This is a genomic window from Motilimonas eburnea (assembly GCF_021295345.1).
Lineage (GTDB): Bacteria > Pseudomonadota > Gammaproteobacteria > Enterobacterales > CBDFNC01 > Motilimonas > Motilimonas eburnea.
In genome coordinates this window covers 39,816-58,819 of sequence record NZ_JAIMJB010000020.1, presented here as the reverse complement: position 1 = coordinate 58,819, position 19,004 = coordinate 39,816, and the positions used below count along the sequence as shown (strand labels likewise).

At 45.8% G+C, this 19,004-nt stretch carries 18 protein-coding genes; 4 read left to right on the top strand and 14 right to left on the bottom strand.

The genetic code is table 11. The features are described from left to right. Window positions 1-70 precede the first annotated feature (70 nt). The 4 genes from K6Y21_RS17340 to K6Y21_RS17325 all read right to left on the bottom strand — a co-directional run bounded on the left by K6Y21_RS17340 (window position 71) and on the right by K6Y21_RS17325 (window position 5,694). Window positions 71-1,015, bottom strand: coding sequence for an ABC transporter permease (locus K6Y21_RS17340; protein WP_233073145.1), 945 nt, complete (start codon window positions 1,013-1,015; stop codon window positions 71-73). Window positions 1,016-1,019: 4 nt separating this feature from the next. Beyond that, window positions 1,020-1,994: an ABC transporter permease gene (locus K6Y21_RS17335; RefSeq protein ID WP_233073144.1), complete on the bottom strand. Its 975-nt coding sequence runs from the start codon at window positions 1,992-1,994 to the stop codon at window positions 1,020-1,022. Between the two features lie 154 nt (window positions 1,995-2,148). Then, window positions 2,149-3,705: an ABC transporter substrate-binding protein gene (locus K6Y21_RS17330; protein ID WP_233073143.1), complete on the bottom strand. Its 1,557-nt coding sequence runs from the start codon at window positions 3,703-3,705 to the stop codon at window positions 2,149-2,151. Window positions 3,706-3,957: 252 nt separating this feature from the next. Further along, window positions 3,958-5,694 (bottom strand): dipeptide ABC transporter ATP-binding protein, encoded by a 1,737-nt coding sequence (locus K6Y21_RS17325; RefSeq protein WP_233073142.1) that lies wholly within the window; start codon window positions 5,692-5,694, stop codon window positions 3,958-3,960. A gap of 507 nt (window positions 5,695-6,201) precedes the next feature. Between K6Y21_RS17325 and K6Y21_RS17320 the strand changes: the two genes are divergently transcribed. Then, on the top strand, window positions 6,202-7,278 hold the full coding sequence (locus tag K6Y21_RS17320; protein ID WP_233073141.1) for a peptidase M42: 1,077 nt from the start codon (window positions 6,202-6,204) through the stop codon (window positions 7,276-7,278). Next, window positions 7,275-8,123, top strand: coding sequence for a PA4780 family RIO1-like protein kinase (locus K6Y21_RS17315; RefSeq protein ID WP_233073140.1), 849 nt, complete (start codon window positions 7,275-7,277; stop codon window positions 8,121-8,123). The genes K6Y21_RS17320 and K6Y21_RS17315 overlap by 4 nt, the downstream gene beginning before the upstream one ends. Before the next feature lies 1 nt (window position 8,124). Here the strand turns inward: K6Y21_RS17315 and K6Y21_RS17310 are convergent, their stop codons facing one another. The 7 genes from K6Y21_RS17310 to cspD form a co-directional block, all read right to left on the bottom strand. Then, window positions 8,125-9,258, bottom strand: a complete 1,134-nt coding sequence (locus tag K6Y21_RS17310; protein ID WP_233073139.1) for a cupin domain-containing protein — start codon at window positions 9,256-9,258, stop codon at window positions 8,125-8,127. A gap of 185 nt (window positions 9,259-9,443) precedes the next feature. Then, window positions 9,444-10,811: an adenylosuccinate lyase gene (gene purB, locus K6Y21_RS17305; RefSeq protein ID WP_233073138.1), complete on the bottom strand. Its 1,368-nt coding sequence runs from the start codon at window positions 10,809-10,811 to the stop codon at window positions 9,444-9,446. A gap of 55 nt (window positions 10,812-10,866) precedes the next feature. Beyond that, entirely contained in the window at window positions 10,867-11,490 is a 624-nt protein-coding gene (gene hflD / locus K6Y21_RS17300; protein ID WP_233073137.1) for a high frequency lysogenization protein HflD, read from the bottom strand. Next, on the bottom strand, window positions 11,483-12,604 hold the full coding sequence (mnmA, locus tag K6Y21_RS17295) for a tRNA 2-thiouridine(34) synthase MnmA (RefSeq protein ID WP_233073136.1): 1,122 nt from the start codon (window positions 12,602-12,604) through the stop codon (window positions 11,483-11,485). The genes hflD and mnmA overlap by 8 nt, the downstream gene beginning before the upstream one ends. Before the next feature lie 112 nt (window positions 12,605-12,716). Then, a complete protein-coding gene (locus tag K6Y21_RS17290) occupies window positions 12,717-13,175 on the bottom strand; it encodes an NUDIX hydrolase (RefSeq protein ID WP_233073135.1) in 459 nt (152 codons plus the stop codon). After that, complete coding sequence (locus K6Y21_RS17285; RefSeq protein ID WP_233073134.1) at window positions 13,168-13,878, bottom strand: pseudouridine synthase; 711 nt, start codon at window positions 13,876-13,878, stop codon at window positions 13,168-13,170. Before K6Y21_RS17285 ends, K6Y21_RS17290 begins: the two co-directional genes overlap by 8 nt. Window positions 13,879-14,009: 131 nt before the next feature. Then, window positions 14,010-14,222: a cold shock domain-containing protein CspD gene (gene cspD / locus K6Y21_RS17280; protein WP_233073133.1), complete on the bottom strand. Its 213-nt coding sequence runs from the start codon at window positions 14,220-14,222 to the stop codon at window positions 14,010-14,012. A 216-nt stretch (window positions 14,223-14,438) separates the two neighbouring features. On the opposite strand from cspD, the gene clpS reads away from it, so the two are divergent. Together clpS and clpA are read left to right on the top strand one after the other, a co-directional pair. Further along, a complete protein-coding gene (gene clpS / locus K6Y21_RS17275; RefSeq protein ID WP_233073132.1) occupies window positions 14,439-14,756 on the top strand; it encodes an ATP-dependent Clp protease adapter ClpS in 318 nt (105 codons plus the stop codon). Between the two features lie 43 nt (window positions 14,757-14,799). Next, on the top strand, window positions 14,800-17,058 hold the full coding sequence (gene clpA / locus K6Y21_RS17270; protein ID WP_233073131.1) for an ATP-dependent Clp protease ATP-binding subunit ClpA: 2,259 nt from the start codon (window positions 14,800-14,802) through the stop codon (window positions 17,056-17,058). An 87-nt stretch (window positions 17,059-17,145) separates the two neighbouring features. On the opposite strand, the gene infA is transcribed toward clpA, so the two are convergent. From infA to aat, 3 genes are all read right to left on the bottom strand, one after another. After that, window positions 17,146-17,364 (bottom strand): translation initiation factor IF-1, encoded by a 219-nt coding sequence (gene infA, locus K6Y21_RS17265; protein WP_119910160.1) that lies wholly within the window; start codon window positions 17,362-17,364, stop codon window positions 17,146-17,148. 85 nt (window positions 17,365-17,449) lie between these two features. Further along, the gene (locus K6Y21_RS17260) at window positions 17,450-18,178 is read right to left on the bottom strand and encodes an arginyltransferase (protein WP_233073130.1); all 729 of its coding nucleotides are present in this window, start codon (window positions 18,176-18,178) and stop codon (window positions 17,450-17,452) included. After that, the gene (aat, locus tag K6Y21_RS17255; protein ID WP_238486451.1) at window positions 18,142-18,831 is read right to left on the bottom strand and encodes a leucyl/phenylalanyl-tRNA--protein transferase; all 690 of its coding nucleotides are present in this window, start codon (window positions 18,829-18,831) and stop codon (window positions 18,142-18,144) included. Before aat ends, K6Y21_RS17260 begins: the two co-directional genes overlap by 37 nt. Window positions 18,832-19,004: the final 173 nt, after the last annotated feature.

Genomic DNA, 19,004 nt, shown 5'->3' with positions numbered 1-19,004 from the left:
TATTTTTCGATATTGAGATGGGGATCATCTATGAAGGGAATAGGGCACGAAAGTGCCCTGAAACAGTGGGTTAGTCTTGATAAACCTTAGGGTTAAAGAAATCACGCAACCAGTCGCCAAGTAGATTGATCACCAAGATCAAACTCACTAATACAATGCCAGGAAAAACGGTGATCCACCAAGAGCCAGAAAAGATGTATTCAAAGCCGATGCTGATCAATGACCCTAATGAGGGTTGGGTGACCGGCATACCTAGGCCTAAGAAGGAAAGTGCTGCCTCGCTCATGATGGCGTTGGCTATTTGTACCGTTGAGATCACCAAAATAGGCGATAAACAATTAGGCAGAATGTGACGAAACATGATGCGGGGGGCTTTTAAGCCCATCACCAGCGATGCTTCGACGTATTCTTTTTTCTTCTCGGCTAAAACCGATGCCCTGATGGTGCGTGCATATTGTGGCCATTCGGCAATGCCAATGATGAGGACTAACATCAAAATGGCATATTGACTGTACATTTCCGAGCCCATTGCGCCTTGGAAAATTGCCGAGACAATAATGGCGACCATCATGGTGGAGAACGACAATTGCACATCGGCAATACGCATCAGAAAACTGTCAATTTTGCCGCCAAAATAGCCCGCACAAAGGCCGATGACGATGCCTAAGAACAGCTGTAAACCCACCGCCAAAATGCCGATAGTTAAGGATACGCGCATCCCATACATGATGGTGCTTAAAATATCCCGGCCTTGGTTATCGGTGCCAAGAAAAAAGCGATCGTCACCGTCCTCACTCAACATCACAGGGGGCAGCTCGGAGTCCATGATATCGATGCTTTCAAGGGCATAGGGATCGTGGGGAGCAATCCAAGGGGCCGTAAAGGCCACTATCAGGCAGGTTAAAAAAACCGCGAAACTGAGCATGGCAACCTTGTCGCGACTGAAATAGTAGATGAAGTCCGATTGTTTTATTTTTTGCCAGCGGCTAGGGCTAGCAGCAATATTGGTTGTCATGATGTTAGCCCTTTGCCGTTAAGTTGACGGTCGGATTGATGAGTCCGTACAGTAAATCCACTATGGTATTGGTGATCACAAATATCAGCCCAACCACAATCACATAAGCTGTGATCACAGGCGTGTCAGTACGTTGGATCGAGTCGAGGAATAAAAACCCAGTGCCCGGCCATTGAAATACCTTTTCCGTTAAAATGGTGTAGGCCACCATGGTACCGATTTGCACACCACCCACGGTTAACACGGGTAGCAGGGTGTTTTTTAACGCATGTAAATACCAAACACGGCGCTGTGGCAAGCCTTTGGCATACGCAAACTTGACGTATTCTGAGCTGAGTTGCTCGATCATCTCACTGCGTACCAAGCGAATAAAGAGTGGCAGCATAATTGAAGCAAGGGCAAACGCAGGTAATATCAAATGGGCTAAGCCATCGAGAGTGAAAAAGCCGGATTCCCAGCCAAGCCAGTTTGCGGTTTCACCGCGTCCATAAGCAGGCAACCAGCCCAGCTCAATAGAGAATACGTACATCAATAAGATAGCGGTTAGGAACACGGGGATCGAAATACCGATACTGGAAATGGCCATCACCAGTTTACTGAACCCATGTTTGGGGTTAATCGCGCAATACACCCCGAGCGGAATAGATAAGCCGATAATGATCAAGGTGGCCGCAAAAACCAGCTCTAACGTGGCCACTAAACGGTCTAATATCACCTCCAGCGCAGGGCGGTTAAAGGTGTAAGAGGTACCAAAATCACCTTGTACCGCATTGATTAAAAACCGCTTATATTGAACCACAAAGGGGTCATTTAAGCCCATCTCAGTGCGCATTTTTTGCCGCTCCGCTTCTGACACGGATTGGCCTGTTAACTCACGCAATGGATCGCCCAGGTTATCCTTAACCGCGAAGGCCACTAGGCTTATCACCAACATGACGATGGTGGCTTGCACTAACCTTTTCAATAAAAAGGTAAACATATTATTTCCTAACGACTAGTTGTAGCACGCCTAGCAATCAAACCTGATCCCTAATACGTCTACGAGAAGACACAACAATAAATGAAGGGGCCTACTTTCCTCGCCCCTAAACGACAGATTGCCAACCCCATCATGCTTGGGTTGGCTCTGGGTTTTATTCGGCAACCACCAGATCGCCAAGGTAAGGAAACTCCATTACGTTAATCACGGGTTTCATGTTGAGTTTCTTATTGGCACCCCAAGACAGGTTTTGCCAATGCAGGGGTACAAAAGCGGCCTCGTTGTGGAGGATGGTTTCTACCTCTTTTAGCATGGCAGCGCGCTTGGTTGTGTCGGTTTCAGTATTGGCATCATTGACCAATTTATCGACCTTCGCATTAGAGTAGTAACCACAGTTGTATTGGCCCATACCGGTTTTTTCATCTCGGGTCATGGTTAAAAACTCAGTGAAGTTTGCACTGTCTTCGGTGTCTGAGTGCCAGCCAATCATCAGCATGTCAGCAGCACACTTATCAAATTCAGGCCAGTATTGCGCTTTAGGCATGGTTTTAAGGTCAACTTTAATGCCGATTTTCGCTAGCATAGACGCGGTAGCTTGAGCAATTTTGGCATCATTGATGTAGCGATCGCTCGGCGCTATCATGGATAGCTTAAAGCCGTTTTCATAGCCGGCTTCTTTCATCAGTTGCTTAGCACGTTTCAGGTCGTAACGTACTTCCAGCTCTGGTGTATGGCCAAGGTAACCTTGCGGGCTTTGTTGAGAGGCAACGGTCGCAAAATCTTTCATGATTTTTTTCACTATGCCTTCGTTGTTAATGGCATGAACGATGGCTTGACGCACCCGCACATCTTGCAGTGCTGGATTGCTCTTTTGGTTCATTTGGAAAGTAATGATGCGGGTACCCGGTAGGGTAACTAGCTCTAACTTATTGTTTTGTTTTACACGCTTGTGATCGTTTGGTGCCACTGGTGAAATCATATCAACATCCCCAGAAAGCAGTGCAGCAACACGCGTCGCATCTTCTTTGATCGCGACTAAGGTCAGGTTATCAACATTACCCGGCGATTGTTTGTCCCAGTAACCATCAAAGCGTTCGAATTCCCATTTGATGCCTTGTTCACGGCTTTTCACTTTAAATGGGCCAGTACCTGACATGTTGTTTGATGCAAAGGTGTTACCAAACTTAATAATGGCTGACTTGTCTTTATTGTTTTCATCTACGCCAGTGTAAAACTTTGAATCCATGGCAAAAATATAAGTAGCCATAGGAAGTAGTAGTGGATACGGCTCGGTGGTCACCAGATCGATAGTGTAGTCATCAATCACTTTGGCGCTGGCAAAGGCTTCAAATAACCCTTTGTAGTCGGTACTGGTTTTTAAGCGATCTAAGGTCCAAGCAATATCGTTAGCAGTAAAGTCGTTACCTGAATGGAATTTAACCCCTTTACGCAGTGTAAAACGCACGGTTAACGGGTCGATACGCTCCCATTTTTCGGCTAAGCGGCCTTCAAATTGCAGATCTTGGGTCCAGCGCACCAAAGGATCAAAGGTCATGTGAGATAACTGCATCATGCCGCCCGATAGCTGCTCATGGATGTCCATGGAGATAGGATCCGATGGGTAAGCAATGGTGATATCTGCTGCTGCAGTATTAAATGCGAAACCGGCCGCCAGTAGCGCCCCTGCAATTTTTGTCAGTCCGTATTTCATTGTACGCTCCAATGTGGTTGTTGTTTTTGCATTGTGGTTTGTCTAGATCGCTATATTGCGATTTGTAAATTTTGTTTAATACTGACTCAGCTTTTATTGTTCTTTTGTCAGTCCGTATTTCATTGTCCACACCGAATGTGGTTGTTGTTTTTGCATTGTGGTTTGTCTAGATCGCTATATTGCGATTTGTAAATTTGCTTTAATACTGACTCAGCTTTTATTGTTCTTTTGTCAGTCCGTATTTCATTATCGCTACTTAGCGATTTGTAAATTTTGTTTGCTAAAGGCTGCGAACGACGGCATTAAGCTGATTAGGTTTTTGCTGTACTCGTGTTGGGGGGCGGTGAAAATTTGTTCACTATTGCCCACTTCCACTAAATGGCCGTGTTTCATCACGCCAATGCGATCACACATTTGCCTGATCACCGGCAAATCGTGGCTAATAAACAGCATAGTGAGGTTTAGCTCATCTTGTAGATCTTTAAGTAGGTTTAAGATTTGCGCTTGTACCGACACGTCAAGAGCCGACGTTGGCTCATCACAGATAAGTAACCGAGGGCGTGTAGCGAGGGCTCTGGCAATTGAAATGCGCTGACGCTGGCCACCGGAGAACTCATGGGGGTATTTCAAACCGGCTTTGCGGCCTAATCCGACATGATCTAATAGGTCAGAAACGATTTGATCCACTTGGTGTTTCTCGGCCAAGCGATGAAAGCGGATTGGCTCGGCAATAATGTCAGCCACCTTCATTCTTGGGTTCATCGAGGTATAGGGGTTTTGAAAGACCATTTGCATTTGTCTGCGAAGCGGCCTTCTGGCCTGCTCACTTTTAAGCTCGGTAAGCTCAACACCTTCAAAGGTAATATTGCCGGATTGCGGCGTATATAAGCCAGCTATGGCACGGGCGATGGTGGATTTGCCGCTGCCACTTTCACCCACTAAACCAAAGGTTTCCCCCTCATGGATTTCAAACGAGACGTTATTGGATGCTTGCACATATTCACGGCGGCTTGGGAAAATCGAATCCTTGGTGGTAAAGCGTAGGTTGACGTTCTCCACTTTTAACAATGGCCCTTGGTATTGCTTTTGATCTTGGGATTGGCCCAACCAGTGATTAGCGATATCAAGTTGATGTATCTCTTCGGCGGTTTCAATGTAGTTGACCAGAGGAAAACGCACCAGTTTAAGATCGCTGCGTGGTACCGCTGAGATAAGGCTTTTGGTGTATTCGTGGTTCGGTGCGCCGAGTACTTGCGCAGTGCTGCCCATTTCCACTAGTTGGCCGCGATACATGACGGCCACCTTGTCGGTGACACTGGCAACCACACCCATGTCGTGAGTGACCAACATGCAGCCCACTTGGCGCTCTTTACAGAGTTTCTTAATTAATTCTAAGATTTGATCTTGAATCGACACATCTAAGGCCGTGGTTGGCTCATCGGCAATAATCAGCTCGGGCTCACAGATCAAGGCGATGGCGATCACAACACGCTGGCGCATACCGCCAGAAAACTGATGAGGGTATTGTTTTATGCGCAGTTCTGGCTCAGGGATCCCCACGGCAGCAAGCATATCCAGCGAGCGCTGATAGGCTTGTTCACGACTAACATCCATATTGGCTAATACGGTTTCGACCATTTGTTGCTCTATAGTGAACAAGCTATTGAGGGAAGTCATGGGATCTTGGAAGATAAAACCTATCTTGGAGCCGCGCACTTGGCGCATTTGCTCGCGGCTTAAACCTGAAATTTTATTGCCATTAAGGTAAACCTCGCCTTGCGCAATGACACCGGGGGGACTGAGCAAGTCAATGATGGCGTTACCTATGGTGGATTTACCAGCCCCAGATTCACCCACTATGCCTACAATTTCACCCGCGGTAATCGAAAACGAGAGATCTTTAACGGCGACCATCACCCCATGGCGAGAGGGGTATTCGATTTGTAAGTGTTGCACTTCGAGAAGTGACATATTCTTATCTTGAGTCAAGACTAAGTCCTTTTTTGCTGTCTTTAGGGTGGAATCTAGTCAATAGTCCTATTAGGTTGTCGGCTAACTTAATGGCAATTGAATAATATGTAAAGCTGCTACATCACATTAATACAACATAAAAAACCGTCAAATATGTATAAAAAGTCGAAAATGTTAATGTATCTTGCTATTTATAGTCAAAATATAGCAGAGGATTATTCTGTATCGGCGGCATGTTTATGCTTTTTTGTAGCGTAAATATTTATGGCTTTGTGATTGCGCTACCTATATTCACCACTTCAAGCCTTAAATATAGATATAAAATCCTGCAAGCTGACAAATAATAGGTTTAAAAATCTTCACCTGGCTGTTTTTTGGCATTAAGCGTTAATTTGCATTTTTGTTAATGGCTGTTTTTTGGCCTAAGAGGCGATCTTTTTTCTAAATTTGAGAGATTTCCATGGTGTCTAAGTCAGTTTAGCTCTATTGTGCGAAATAGAGAGATAGAAACTGGAAGAAAACCCGTTGAGTCAGTACCAAGATTTTTTTGATTTATTGCGCGTTCTCATACGCCAACCTAGCGTTGTGGGTGCGGAGCATTCATTTTTTCGTGTGCTGCAGCGCGAACTAGAAGAGCGAGGGGCTAACGTCACCTGGTATGAAGGCTTACTGGTGGCGCAAGGTAACCAGCCTAACAGTGCGATGTTCTCAGCCCATATTGACCGTCATGGTTTAGTGTGCACCGGCCCCAATGAATTCCAATATGCGGCGTTTGTGACTGGCCATCGCTCTGATCTGTTGGGCAACTCAGTATCAGAAAAATTAATGACCAAGATAGTGGACAGATTTCGCCGTATTCCGGTAATGGCTTATGAGCCTTGGTCTGGCTCTTATCGTGGTTCGGGCATGATCAATAAGGCTTATATTTGTGAGTTTCGCAATAACTTGATTTTTGAAGTTGATGGTTTGGAGCATTTAGTGGCAGGCACGCCGGTGGCGTTTACCGATAGCTTAAAAGTAAAAGATGGCATGGTGACGGGCCAATTAGATAACGTGATGACAGCGGCTGCATTGGTGTATTTGTATGAGTGTGGTTTTCAAGGCACGGCCTTTTTTACCGCCGAAGAAGAGTCGGGCAGTAGTTGGCGCTATTTGCTGGAATGGTTCCGTCGTTTTAATGGCGCAACCGATAATTTGATTGTGGTGGATACCAGTCCTTTTCCCGACCGCGCTAGCTTAGCCCATCAGCAGGTGGTATTGCGTCGACGTGATGCCAACGCCAGCTTTAACGTTGTGTTAACCGACAAGCTTGAACAATTATGTCAAGAAACCGGCATCAGTTATGTGTTTAAAGATGCTTACATCGAACAGCAAAATAAATTAGCGGCAGCGCAAGGGCGTGATCCCGCATCCTTAGGCAGCACCGAGCTAGGGCGGATCACCGCGGCGTCCAATGGTTTTGTACAAGGCACCACTTTGCAAGTGCCTACCATGGGTTATCACACCATGGAGGAGTCTGCTTTGTTGTCGGCTAGCGATGCTTTTATCTCTTTGTTGCTCCAAATTGCCGGCTTAGAACCAAAGGCTGATCAAGCATCATGAAGATCCCATCATCATTGTTAAGCTTAGTTGACGACGGTGTGATAGACGCGGTTGTCAGTCAATTAATGAGCGGCAAAGAAGCTGCCGTTTATGTGGTGCGTTGTGGTGAGCAATTACGCTGCGCCAAGGTATATAAAGAAGCGGCTAAGCGCAGCTTTAAACAAGCCGCACAATATCGCGAAGGGCGTAACGTGCGTAATAGCCGCCGTGCCCGAGCCATGGCGAAAGGTTCAAACTTTGGCCGCAGCGAACAAGAAAAAATCTGGCAAAGCGCGGAAATTGACGCTTTATATGCCCTGCAAAATGCGGGCGTGCGCGTGCCTGAGCCTGATGGTTGTTTTGATGGCGTGTTATTGATGGAGCTTATTTGCGAAGACGACGGCACGGTTGCATCTCGGCTTAATGACGTCACTATGTCAGCTGAGCAGGCGATTGAAGATCATCAAGTGATGCTGCAATACATCCAGCGTATGCTTTGTATTGGTATCGTTCACGGTGATTTATCTGAATTCAACGTACTGGTGGATGACTATGGTCCTGTGATCATCGACCTACCGCAAGCGGTGAACGCGGCGGCAAATAACAATGCCAAATGGATGTTTGAGCGTGATGTGAACAATATGCGCGCTTATTATGGTCAATTTGCTCCTGATCTGTTGAGTTCACAATACGCCAAAGAAATGTGGGCCTTGTATGTCGCAGGTGAATTAACCCCAGAAACCGTGTTAACGGGCCTTTATAAAGAGCCGGAGCAAGCGGCGAATGTGGCTGCGGTATTAGATGAAATCTTTGCCGCGCAACTGGAAGCCGAAACTCGCCAGTTACGCTTTGAGCAGGATATTTAGGTTAGACCAGATAGAGGTAGCCTGCGTTAAACCAATCCAACAACGGCTGATAGTGACGCCCGGCTAAGATTTTTTGGATCAGCATTTGATTGCAACCGGGCTGGGTGAGCTGCTGATAATCACTGTAGGCTTCACTTGGGATGGTCACGGCTTCGCCATGAATGAACAGGGTATTGGTGAGTTCTTCAAGGTATAAAAACTTCAGCCCGGCCACCTTATCGGCATATTCTCCTGCTTCAAGGGCAGCCAATAGGTCTGCTTGATGCCACTGTTGGTCTGGCTCAAGGGGCAAAATATCTAATTCGTGATTTGAGTTGGAGAAGTGCTGACCAAGAAACGGCAAAAACACGTCTGGGTCGCGGATCAAATCAGTTAATAACTGACTCAGTTTGTTGGTTTCATGTCGTGATATTTCACCGTAATGAGCGTCGCTGGTTAGCTCTGGATCGCTATAGCGCGTAAAACTCATCTGCTGTTGCAATAAATGGTCGGTAAAGTCGTTGAGTAGCTCTTTTTGATCCGGCGCTCGAAAACCCACTGAGTAGTTAAGTGCAGGCTCAACGGCATAACCTTCGTGTGGGCAACCTGGCGGAATATAAAGGACATCGCCGGGCTCCATGATCACATCAATGCAGGCCTCAAATGGGCCGCAATGGCGCAATGCTTGGCCAGAGGTAAATTCCTTTAGCTCTTGTTTCTCACCCACTCGCCAATGCCGTTTACCTTGGCCTTGAATAATAAACACGCAGTATTGATCTATGTGTGGGCCAACACCGCCTTCAGGGGTGGAATAGCTGATCATTAAGTCGTCAAAGCGCCAGTTAGGAATAAAATGAAACAGCTTGACCAAATCCGCACAGGCAGGGTGCCAATGGTTTACCGCTTGGTTGAGTAAGGTGGCGCCATTGTTGGAGAGGGCACTAAAGTCGCTAAATGGGCCACAGCTTGCTTGCCACTGATCTTGATTGCGCAATACCATGCGTGATTGCACTTCGTTTTCCATTGCCAATCCCGCCATCTCTTCTGGGCTGATGGGATCGCAAAAATGGGCAATACCTTGTTTAATAAACAAAGGTTTGCGCTGCCAATAGGTGGCTAAAAAGTGGTTAATATCAAGTTGCAGTTGCATCGACATAATGAAAACGTTCTTATTAAATGTAAAAAAAGCCGCAATCACTAAGGCTTATTGCCAGTCTTGATTACGGCTTAGTTAGCTAATCTAAGTAACCTCAACTTTGTTAAGCGAAATTTATCGCTGCATGACTGCAGCTCCCACAGAAGAGCTGCCACCCACAGTTAACCAGGCTGAGGTAATGTAGATTATAGCTGGTCGGTTAGTTTAACCGCGATACCTATATAGTTAGCCGGCGTTAGCTGTTTTAGCTCGGCTTTAACAGTCTCAGGCAGCTCTAGGGTATCGATGAAGTCAGCAATGCCTTGAGCATCAACACGTTTACCGCGGGTTAGCTCTTTTAGCTTCTCGTAAGGCTTCTCGATACCGTATCGGCGCATAACCGTTTGGATAGGCTCGGCCAGTACTTCCCAGTTGTTGTTTAGGTCATCGGCGAGGTTTTGCTCGTTGGCTTCTAGCTTGCTGATGCCTTTTAAGCTGGCTTCATACGCAATCACAGAGTAACCGATAGCGACACCTAGGTTACGCAGTACGGTTGAGTCGGTTAGGTCACGCTGCCAGCGAGACACAGGCAGTTTTGCCGCTAGGTGATCAAAAATCGCGTTGGCTAGGCCTAAGTTACCTTCTGAGTTTTCAAAGTCGATTGGGTTTACTTTGTGCGGCATGGTTGAAGAGCCAATTTCACCGGCGATGGTTTTTTGCTTAAAGTGGCCTAAACAGATGTAACCCCAGATGTCGCGGTCAAAGTCTAACAAAATGGTGTTAAAACGTGCGATGGCATCAAAAAATTCCGCAATGTAATCGTGCGGCTCAATTTGGGTGGTGTAAGGGTTAAAGGTGAGTCCTAGACCCGTTACAAACTCCTGCGCAAATTGTTCCCAGTTTACTTCAGGGTAAGCGCTAAGATGAGCGTTGTAGTTACCCACGGCGCCGTTGGTTTTACCTAAAAATTCAACCGCTTTAATTTGCTTCACTTGGCGCTCTAAACGAGCAACCACGTTGGCCATTTCTTTACCTAAGGTAGTTGGAGAAGCTGGCTGGCCGTGAGTGCGAGATAGCATTGGCGTGTCACGGTAAGCTGTTGCTAGACCACGGATGGCTTGAACGATTTTTTCGCAGTAAGGCACAACCACTTGTTCACGCGCTTCGGTTAGCATTAAACCATGAGAAGTGTTGTTAATGTCTTCAGAGGTACAAGCAAAGTGAATGAATTCAGAAACCGCTTCTAACTCAGCGTTTTGCGCTACTTTTTCTTTTAAGAAATACTCAACCGCTTTCACGTCGTGGTTAGTGGTAGCCTCGATGGTTTTAACGCGCTGTGCGTCTTGCTCAGAGAACTCAGCGACGATGCTATCAAGAAGGGCATTGGCTTGTTCGCTAAATGCAGGCACTTCGTCAATGCCTTGGGTAGCAGCTAATTTTTGTAACCAGCGAACTTCTACCTGCACTCGGTATTTAATTAAACCAAACTCACTGAAAATTGAGCGTAATAGTGCAGTTTTACTGCCGTAACGGCCATCGACCGGAGAAACAGCCGTTAGTGCTGAAAGTTCCATTGCTTACTCCTGTGTGCAAATGTCAGTCAAGCTGACAGGATTGTTATGTTTAGTGTTAAATATTGGCTAAGTTAATTTTGGCTTGTTCGACCATTTTCTTACGCGAGAATATAATGTGACGACGTTTACCACCGACTTGACGCCACAACACACTGCTGCGGATCCCTGCGAGCAACAAGGCGCGGATCGTTTGCTGAACGCGAGGCTGACGTAATTGATCTGGGCTACCTTGCACTTGAATTCTTGGCCCTAGGGGGCTGATGATATCGCTATAGATATCGGCAAGATTACCTAATATTTGCTCGTCGGTCAGTTCAAAGTGCGCGGTTTGACGTTTTACTTGAGAGATGCGTTCAGCTAAGGCATTCATGGCATCATGGCGTTTAGCCAGTTTCTTTTCGAGTGCTAGCAAACCAATCACATAGCGGGTAATGGCAATATTTTTCGGGTCCGCTTGTTTATCAAGCTGGTCGATGAGTACCTTGAAGCCTCGCTCGAGATTGGCCAGCTCACCAAAGACAGCCAAAGTGGAGCTGGGTTCGGTGACCAGTAATGCGTTTAAAGTTTGCCCTAGCTGCTCTTGGTTACATTGACCGGTGCGCGCGATTTCTTCAACGAGTGACGCGGCTTGCCAAATACCAGCAAAAGCTAATGTGCGGTCATATAATTCTTTACTCATCGTTGTTTGGTTTCTCACGATATTGATGGTCGATCACCGCCCCACCTAAACAGACTTCGCCAAGATAGAACACGGCGGATTGGCCCGGTGTAACGGCTTTTTCGGGTTGGTCAAAGATAACCGATAAGGTGTCGTCGCCAGTTTGGGTAACGACACAAGGGACATCTTGCTGACGGTAGCGAGTTTTCACTGTACATGTTAAAGGCGCAGTAAGAGGCTGGCGGTTTACCCAGTGCACTTGAGTGGCGTCAAACCCGTAAGAAAAGAGTGCCGGGTGATCCGCACCTTGGCCAACCACTAACACATTGCGTTTAAGATCTTTTTCGACCACATACCAAGGCTCACCACTGCCATCTTGTAGGCCACCTATGTGCAATCCTTTACGCTGGCCTAGGGTGTGATACATCAAGCCTTGATGCTGGCCAATGACGTCGCCTTCATAGGTTTCGATATTACCTGGCTGTGCGGGTAGGTATTGCTGTAGAAAGTCGGTGAATTTGCGTTCACCGATAAAACAGATACCGGTACTGTCTTTTTTATTATGGGTAACTAAACCTTGTTGCTCGGCTATCTCGCGAACGCGCGGTTTTTCGATGTCGCCAACGGGGAACAAGGTTTTACCGACTTGTTCAGCACTTAATGTGTATAAAAAGTAGCTTTGGTCTTTGTTGTTATCTAAGCCGCGCAGCATTTGCCATTGCCCATCGACACAGCGATTGCGGACGTAATGGCCCATGGCGATGTAATCAGCACCGAGCTCTTCACAGGTGAATTCTAAAAAGGCTTTAAATTTGATTTCTTTGTTACAGAGAATATCGGGATTAGGGGTGCGTCCAGCCTTGTATTCAGCTAGGAAGTGCTCGAATACGTTGTCCCAGTATTCTGCGGCAAAGTTAATGGTATGCAGGTGGATGCCTAGTTTGTCACACACGGCTTGGGCATCTTTTAAATCTTCGGCTGCGGCGCAGTATTCTTCGTTGTCGTCTTCTTCCCAGTTTTTCATGAACAAGCCTTCTACTTGGTAGCCTTGTTCAAGCAGTAAATACGCAGAAACGGAAGAATCGACGCCGCCGGACATGCCTACGATCACTTTAGTTTGACTATTATCTGTCATCTTAATTTATTCTCTGGGCAAAAACGGGCGTGATTCTAGCAGAATTTAGCGGCCTAAAACAGCTTTGTGAGTTAGACCACAGTTATTTCTTTAATTCGTTTCGATAGGAAAGTTAAACCGTTGCCAGTGGGTAGTGTTTTATTTGGGATAGATCGGCAAGTTGACCGGCTTGAGCGTCTTCAATCACTTCTAGTACGAGGGCGCTACGCAGCTTAGTTTGCTGTTGCTTTAATTCTTCTAAGGTAAACCAGTGACAGTTGATAATATCGGGATCTTGCGGTTTACAAGGTGCTGGGGCTTGGTCAAATTGGTAGAAAAAACAAAAACGCAAATAGGTCACCCCATTTACCGGACTGGTAAACAGATAACTGCCAACAAAATTGGTTGGGGTAATGATTAAACCTGTCTCTTCAGCGATTTCACGGCTGGCCGCTTCAATGAGGGATTCATTGGCTTCTAGGTGACCGGCAGGTTGATTATAAACAATGCGACCATTGTCTTGCTCTTCCACCACTAAATATTTTTGCTTGTATTTAACCACGCAAGCCACGGTAACATGTGGGCTAAACATCCGTTGAGATCTCCTGATACTGTCCTGATGGAATATTGTCTAGGGTCCAGTTGCCGATTCGATAGCGAACTAAACGCAGTGTAGGGTGGCCAATGTGAGCCGTCATTCTTCTTACTTGGCGATTGCGTCCTTCGCGGATAGAAAGACTCAGCCAAGTGGTGGGTATATTTTTACGCTCACGAATGGGCGGGGTACGCGGCCAAATATCGGGCTCTGCCATGATGGTGACCTCTGCGGGCAAGGTCATGCCGTCTTTTAATTCAACGCCTTGGCGTAATTGCGCTAAAGCGGCTTCGGTGGGTTCACCTTCTACCTGTACCCAGTAAGTTTTACTGGTATTGGCTTTGGGGGAGGTGATTTTGGCTTGCAGTTTACCGTTGTTGGTTAATACCAGTAGTCCTTCACTGTCTCGGTCTAAGCGCCCCGCAGCGTAAACATCCTTAATGTCGATATAATCTTTTAAAGTCGCTCGATTGCCGCCATCAGTAAACTGGCTGAGCACATCAAAAGGCTTGTTAAATAAGATCACTCTGGTTTTGTCAGGCGTACGGTGATTGGCACGTCTGACCGTGCTTGGTTTATTGAAATCGTTCGCGCCAGCCTTGCGCTTGCGACTCGGCTTAACGGGGCGGCGGTTGTTAGGAGTATTGGGCGCGGCCTTCATTGACTCGGTGTTCTCTGGGCAAATTTGAGGAACAATCATATCAGACTGAAGATGATTAAAAAGTGAAAATCATGGGAAGGATAGATCCAGCGGTGGCTACTTTTTTTTACTCAAACAACGTAAAATAAAAAGCAGGTTAATGGGGCTAACCTGCTTTATGTTGAGAAGCCTTATTTTTGCTCTAGTGGGCAAATTTCGGTGGCGTGTGAGCCTTTGGGACCTGAGTGCGTTTCAAATTGCACTTGCTGTCCGGCTTTGAGTGTGCGATAGCCTTCCATTTGTATGGTTGAATAATGAGCAAAAATGTCCTCACCGCCTTCTTCAGCACAAATGAAACCAAAACCTTTTGCGTTGTTGAACCATTTAACCGTACCGGTTGCCATACATCTGCATCCTTATTGTTGATTGAAATTAACCCTAAATTTGTCAGTTACGCTGTGTTGATATCAACGTATAATGATAAATATCATCAATAAGTCAATTTAGTAAATATTCGCGCAGAGTCAAGGTATTCGATGAAAACATTAGGCCTGTTTGTGATGTGTATCGTGACAAAAAACTATTTAGCATTCGGCCAGCAGAGATACTAGTATTTTAATATGAGTAAATTAAACGAACCAAACTACGATAATCAGTTACTTGACGAGGTTAAAACCAAAATACAACCGCCGTCGTTATATAAAGTAATTTTGAACAATGACGATTACACACCGATGGATTTTGTGATAGAAGTGTTACAACGGTTTTTTAATGCTGACATTGATAAGGCCACACAAATAATGTTGAGCGTTCATCATCAAGGGAAGGGAATTTGTGGCATATATACTGCAGAGATTGCAGAAACGAAAGTAGTTCAAGTCAACACCTATGCACGAGACAATGAACATCCTTTGTTGTGCACCATGGAAAAGGATTGATTTAACGTTTGTCTTTACGTCGTAGTATTTTTGGGAGTGTTATATGTTAAACAAAGAGCTAGAGCACACACTTAACGACGCGTTTAAAAGAGCCAGATTAAACCGCCACGAATTTATGACGGTGGAGCATTTGTTATTGGCCTTATTAGACAACCCTTCGGCCAGTGAAGCATTTAAAGCCTGCAATGCAGATATAGATGCATTACGCAAAGAAATCACCGAGTTTATCGAGCAAACCACACCACTCATCCCTGTTGATGATATTGATCGTGAAACCCAGCCAACTCTAGGCTTTCAGCGTGTGCTACAACGCGCGGTGTTTCATGTGCAATCGTCAGGCAACACCGAAGTGTCGGGTGCCAATGTGCTGGTGGCCATTTTTAGCGAGCAAGAGTCGCAAGCCGTTTACTTTTTGAAAAAAGCGGATATGTCCCGTCTTGATGTGGTCAATTATCTGTCTCACGGTATTCGTAAAAATGATAACGAAGAGCATAATTCAGGGCCTGACTCACCCATGATGGATGAGGGTGAAGAGGGCAGTGTCAAACTGGAAAACTATGCTACTAACCTCAACCAGTTGGTTTTAGAGGGGCGGATTGATCCCTTAATCGGTCGAGATGAAGAGCTCAATCGTTGTATTCAAGTCTTGTGTCGTCGCCGTAAAAACAACCCTTTACTAGTGGGTGAAGCGGGAGTGGGTAAAACCGCTATCGCTGAAGGTCTTGCCTATCGGATTGTGCATGCAGAGGTGCCCGATGTCATTGCGCAAAGTACGATTTATTCGTTAGACATGGGGGCTTTGTTAGCCGGAACTAAGTACCGTGGCGACTTTGAAAAACGCTTTAAAAATTTGCTTAAACAAATTGAGAAGAAAGACAACGCGATTTTATTCATTGACGAAATTCATACCATTATTGGCGCGGGCGCTGCGTCTGGTGGGCAAATGGATGCCGCTAATTTGATTAAGCCTTTGCTAAGCAATGGCCTGCTGCGTTGTATTGGCTCAACGACCTATCAAGAGTACAACCAAATATTTGAAAAAGATCGCGCCTTAGCACGTCGTTTCCAAAAGGTGGATATTGTGGAGCCGTCTGTGGACGATACCACCCGCATCTTGATGGGATTGAAACCGCGCTACGAGCAACATCATGATGTGCGCTACACCGCTAAGGCATTACGTGCAGCAGCAGAATTAAGTGCTAAATACATTAATGAACGTCATTTACCCGATAAAGCCATTGATGTCATTGATGAAGCCGGTGCCAGTGTGCGTCTATTGCCTGCCAGCAAACGTCGTAAGACCATTAATGTTGGTGATATCGAGGCCATCGTGTCAAAAATGGCACGGATCCCGAAAAAATCCGTTTCGGCATCGGATAAAGACATTTTGAAAAACCTATCTCGCAATTTAAAAATGGTGGTATTTGGTCAAGATCAGGCGATTGAAGCCTTAACCGATGCCATTAGATTAAGCCGGTCTGGCCTAGGCAATGAGGTGAAACCCGTTGGCTCATTTTTGTTTGCAGGCCCAACGGGGGTAGGTAAAACTGAGGTAACACAACAAATTGCTAAGGTGATGGGCGTTGAGTTAATTCGTTTTGACATGTCAGAGTACATGGAGCGCCATGCGGTGTCTCGCTTAATTGGTGCGCCTCCGGGTTACGTTGGCTACGATCAAGGCGGTATGCTCACCGATGCGGTTATCAAGCATCCTCACAGTGTGGTGTTGCTCGATGAGATTGAAAAAGCCCATTCGGATGTATTTAACTTACTGCTTCAGGTGATGGATCACGGCACTTTAACCGATAATAATGGCCGCAAGGCGGATTTCAGAAACGTTATCTTAGTCATGACCACTAATGCAGGCGTAAAAGAAACGGTTCGCAATAGCATTGGCTTTAAAGCACAAGATCAAAGCTACGATGCATTTGATGAAATCAACCGCACTTTCTCACCGGAGTTTCGTAACCGTCTCGATAATATTATTTGGTTTAACCACTTAGATATGGATGTGATATACCAAGTGGTGGACAAATTTATTGTTGAGCTACAAGCGCAACTGGATGGCAAGGGGGTTTCACTCATTGTTGAGCAAGAGGCAAGAGAATGGTTAGCCAATAAAGGTTACGACAAGGCCATGGGCGCAAGACCTATGTCCCGTGTGATCCAAGAGCATTTGAAAAAACCATTGGCTAATGAAATCTTGTTTGGTGGGTTAACATCAGGCGGGGATGTCACAGTGACAATGAAAGATGATGAATTGAAATTCAATTTCTCTGAAGTAGGCGAGCCGGTGGCATAAACCATCTGTGCAATAAGGTAGGGCGTGGATGACGCCTTACGCTAGACCAAAAAAAACCAGCCTAAGCTGGTTTTTTTTTGGCGAAGATTATCTTGCGCGGAACACAATGCGTCCTTTGGATAGGTCATAAGGTGTTAAAGCAACAGTCACCTTATCTCCAGTTAAAATACGGATGTAGTTTTTACGCATTTTTCCTGAAATATGTGCTGTCACAACATGACCATTTTCAAGCTCTACGCGAAACATGGTGTTTGGTAGTGTGTCTAACACAGTTCCCTGCATTTCAATATTGTCTTCTTTCGCCATTGAATCCTCGGTTTGCAATTTAAGCTATTTTTTGACCGCCGAATAATGCCAGATTTGCAGGTAAGGGTAAAGCTGCCTAATGCATTTAATTCGAGAAAATCTGCCATTCACCTCGGATCAAGCGTTGATAAGGACGAAATCGTGTTTTGTAATTCATTTTTTTGCATTGATCGACTTGATAGCCTAAGTAGAGCCAGGGCAGGCCGATTGATTGAGCATATTGAATTTGTTGCAAAATGGCAAAAGTGCCCAAGGAGCGTTGTTCATATGCGGGATCATAAAATGTGTACATTGCACTTAAACTCGCACTGCCTACATCGGTGACGGCAACGGCAATGAGGGTCTGTCCAGAGTAGATTTCGATAAAATGTGGGGTTAACCAAGGCGCCAAAATAAAGTGTTGGTACTGCTCTAAACTAGCGGGGTACATCGAGCCCTGTTGATGCTTGCTGTTAATATAAGTCTGATAAAGGCGGAAATATTCAGGCTTATCTTGATGACCTATTATGACTGTCAAATCGGCATTTTTGGCTAGGATCCGCTTTTGACTTTTACTCAATTCGACGTCGTTAACGGCCAAACGAATGGACTGGCAAGCTTGGCACTGAGCGCAGTGTGGCCGATAAATGTCTTTACCACTGCGGCGAAAACCTAGGCTAAGTAATCGTTCGTAATCCTTGGCGTTGAACATGCCAGGATCCATCATCACTAACAATTGCTCTTTTTGTTCAGGCAAGTAACTACAAGGATGTTCAGGCGTGAGGCCAACCTTGAGGATCACTTCCTGTTGAGGCTTATGTTTTGACGTGTCCAACAGCCTGCTCCTATTGCTTGTTCACTTAATTTTTTGGCTTGCGCTAAAAACTCAGCACGGGGTTGTGAGCCTACCCCCAGAGAAGTTAAATGTGGATTAGGAATTTGTGCATCAATTAAGGCGCCGCCATGCTTTGCAAAATGCTGACATAAGGCGATAAAGGCAATCTTTGATGCATTGGTAACACGATGAAACATAGACTCTCCGCAAAAAAGTTGACCTAGTCCAATACCGTATATGCCTCCAACAAGGTTACCTTGTTGCCATACTTCAACCGAGTGTGCATGGCCTAATCTATGTAGCTCGCAATAAGCACTTTGCATACCATAGGTTATCCAAGTTCCTGTGCTAGCACGCTCATCAGCGCAGGCGGCTATAACCTGATTAAAGGCAAGATTAACCGTAATTTCAAATTTATCTTGGCGGATCACCCGCTGCATCGTGCGACCAATATGTACTTGTTGGGGAGGCAGGGTGGCTCGGGTGCTTGGGCTCCACCACATAATAGGCTCATCTTGGCTAAACCAGGGAAAAATACCCTGTCGATAAGCCATGATTAGCCGCTGTGGGCTGAGATCCCCGCCCACGGCCAGCAATCCATCAGGGTTAGTCAATGCGTGCGAAGGCGAAGGAAAAGCTTGATGTTGTGACATGAGATAAGTGAGCACAGTCAAAACTACCTGTTTGTTTCAAAATATAGGGAAAATTTAAACTATTACCCAATCTACTTGAAGATGCATGTTTCAGAGCGCCACCGTGCTTTGAATACTAGGCACGCTAATGCAGGAGTGTAGGTACCTTCTAAATTAGCGTAACAACGTTGTTG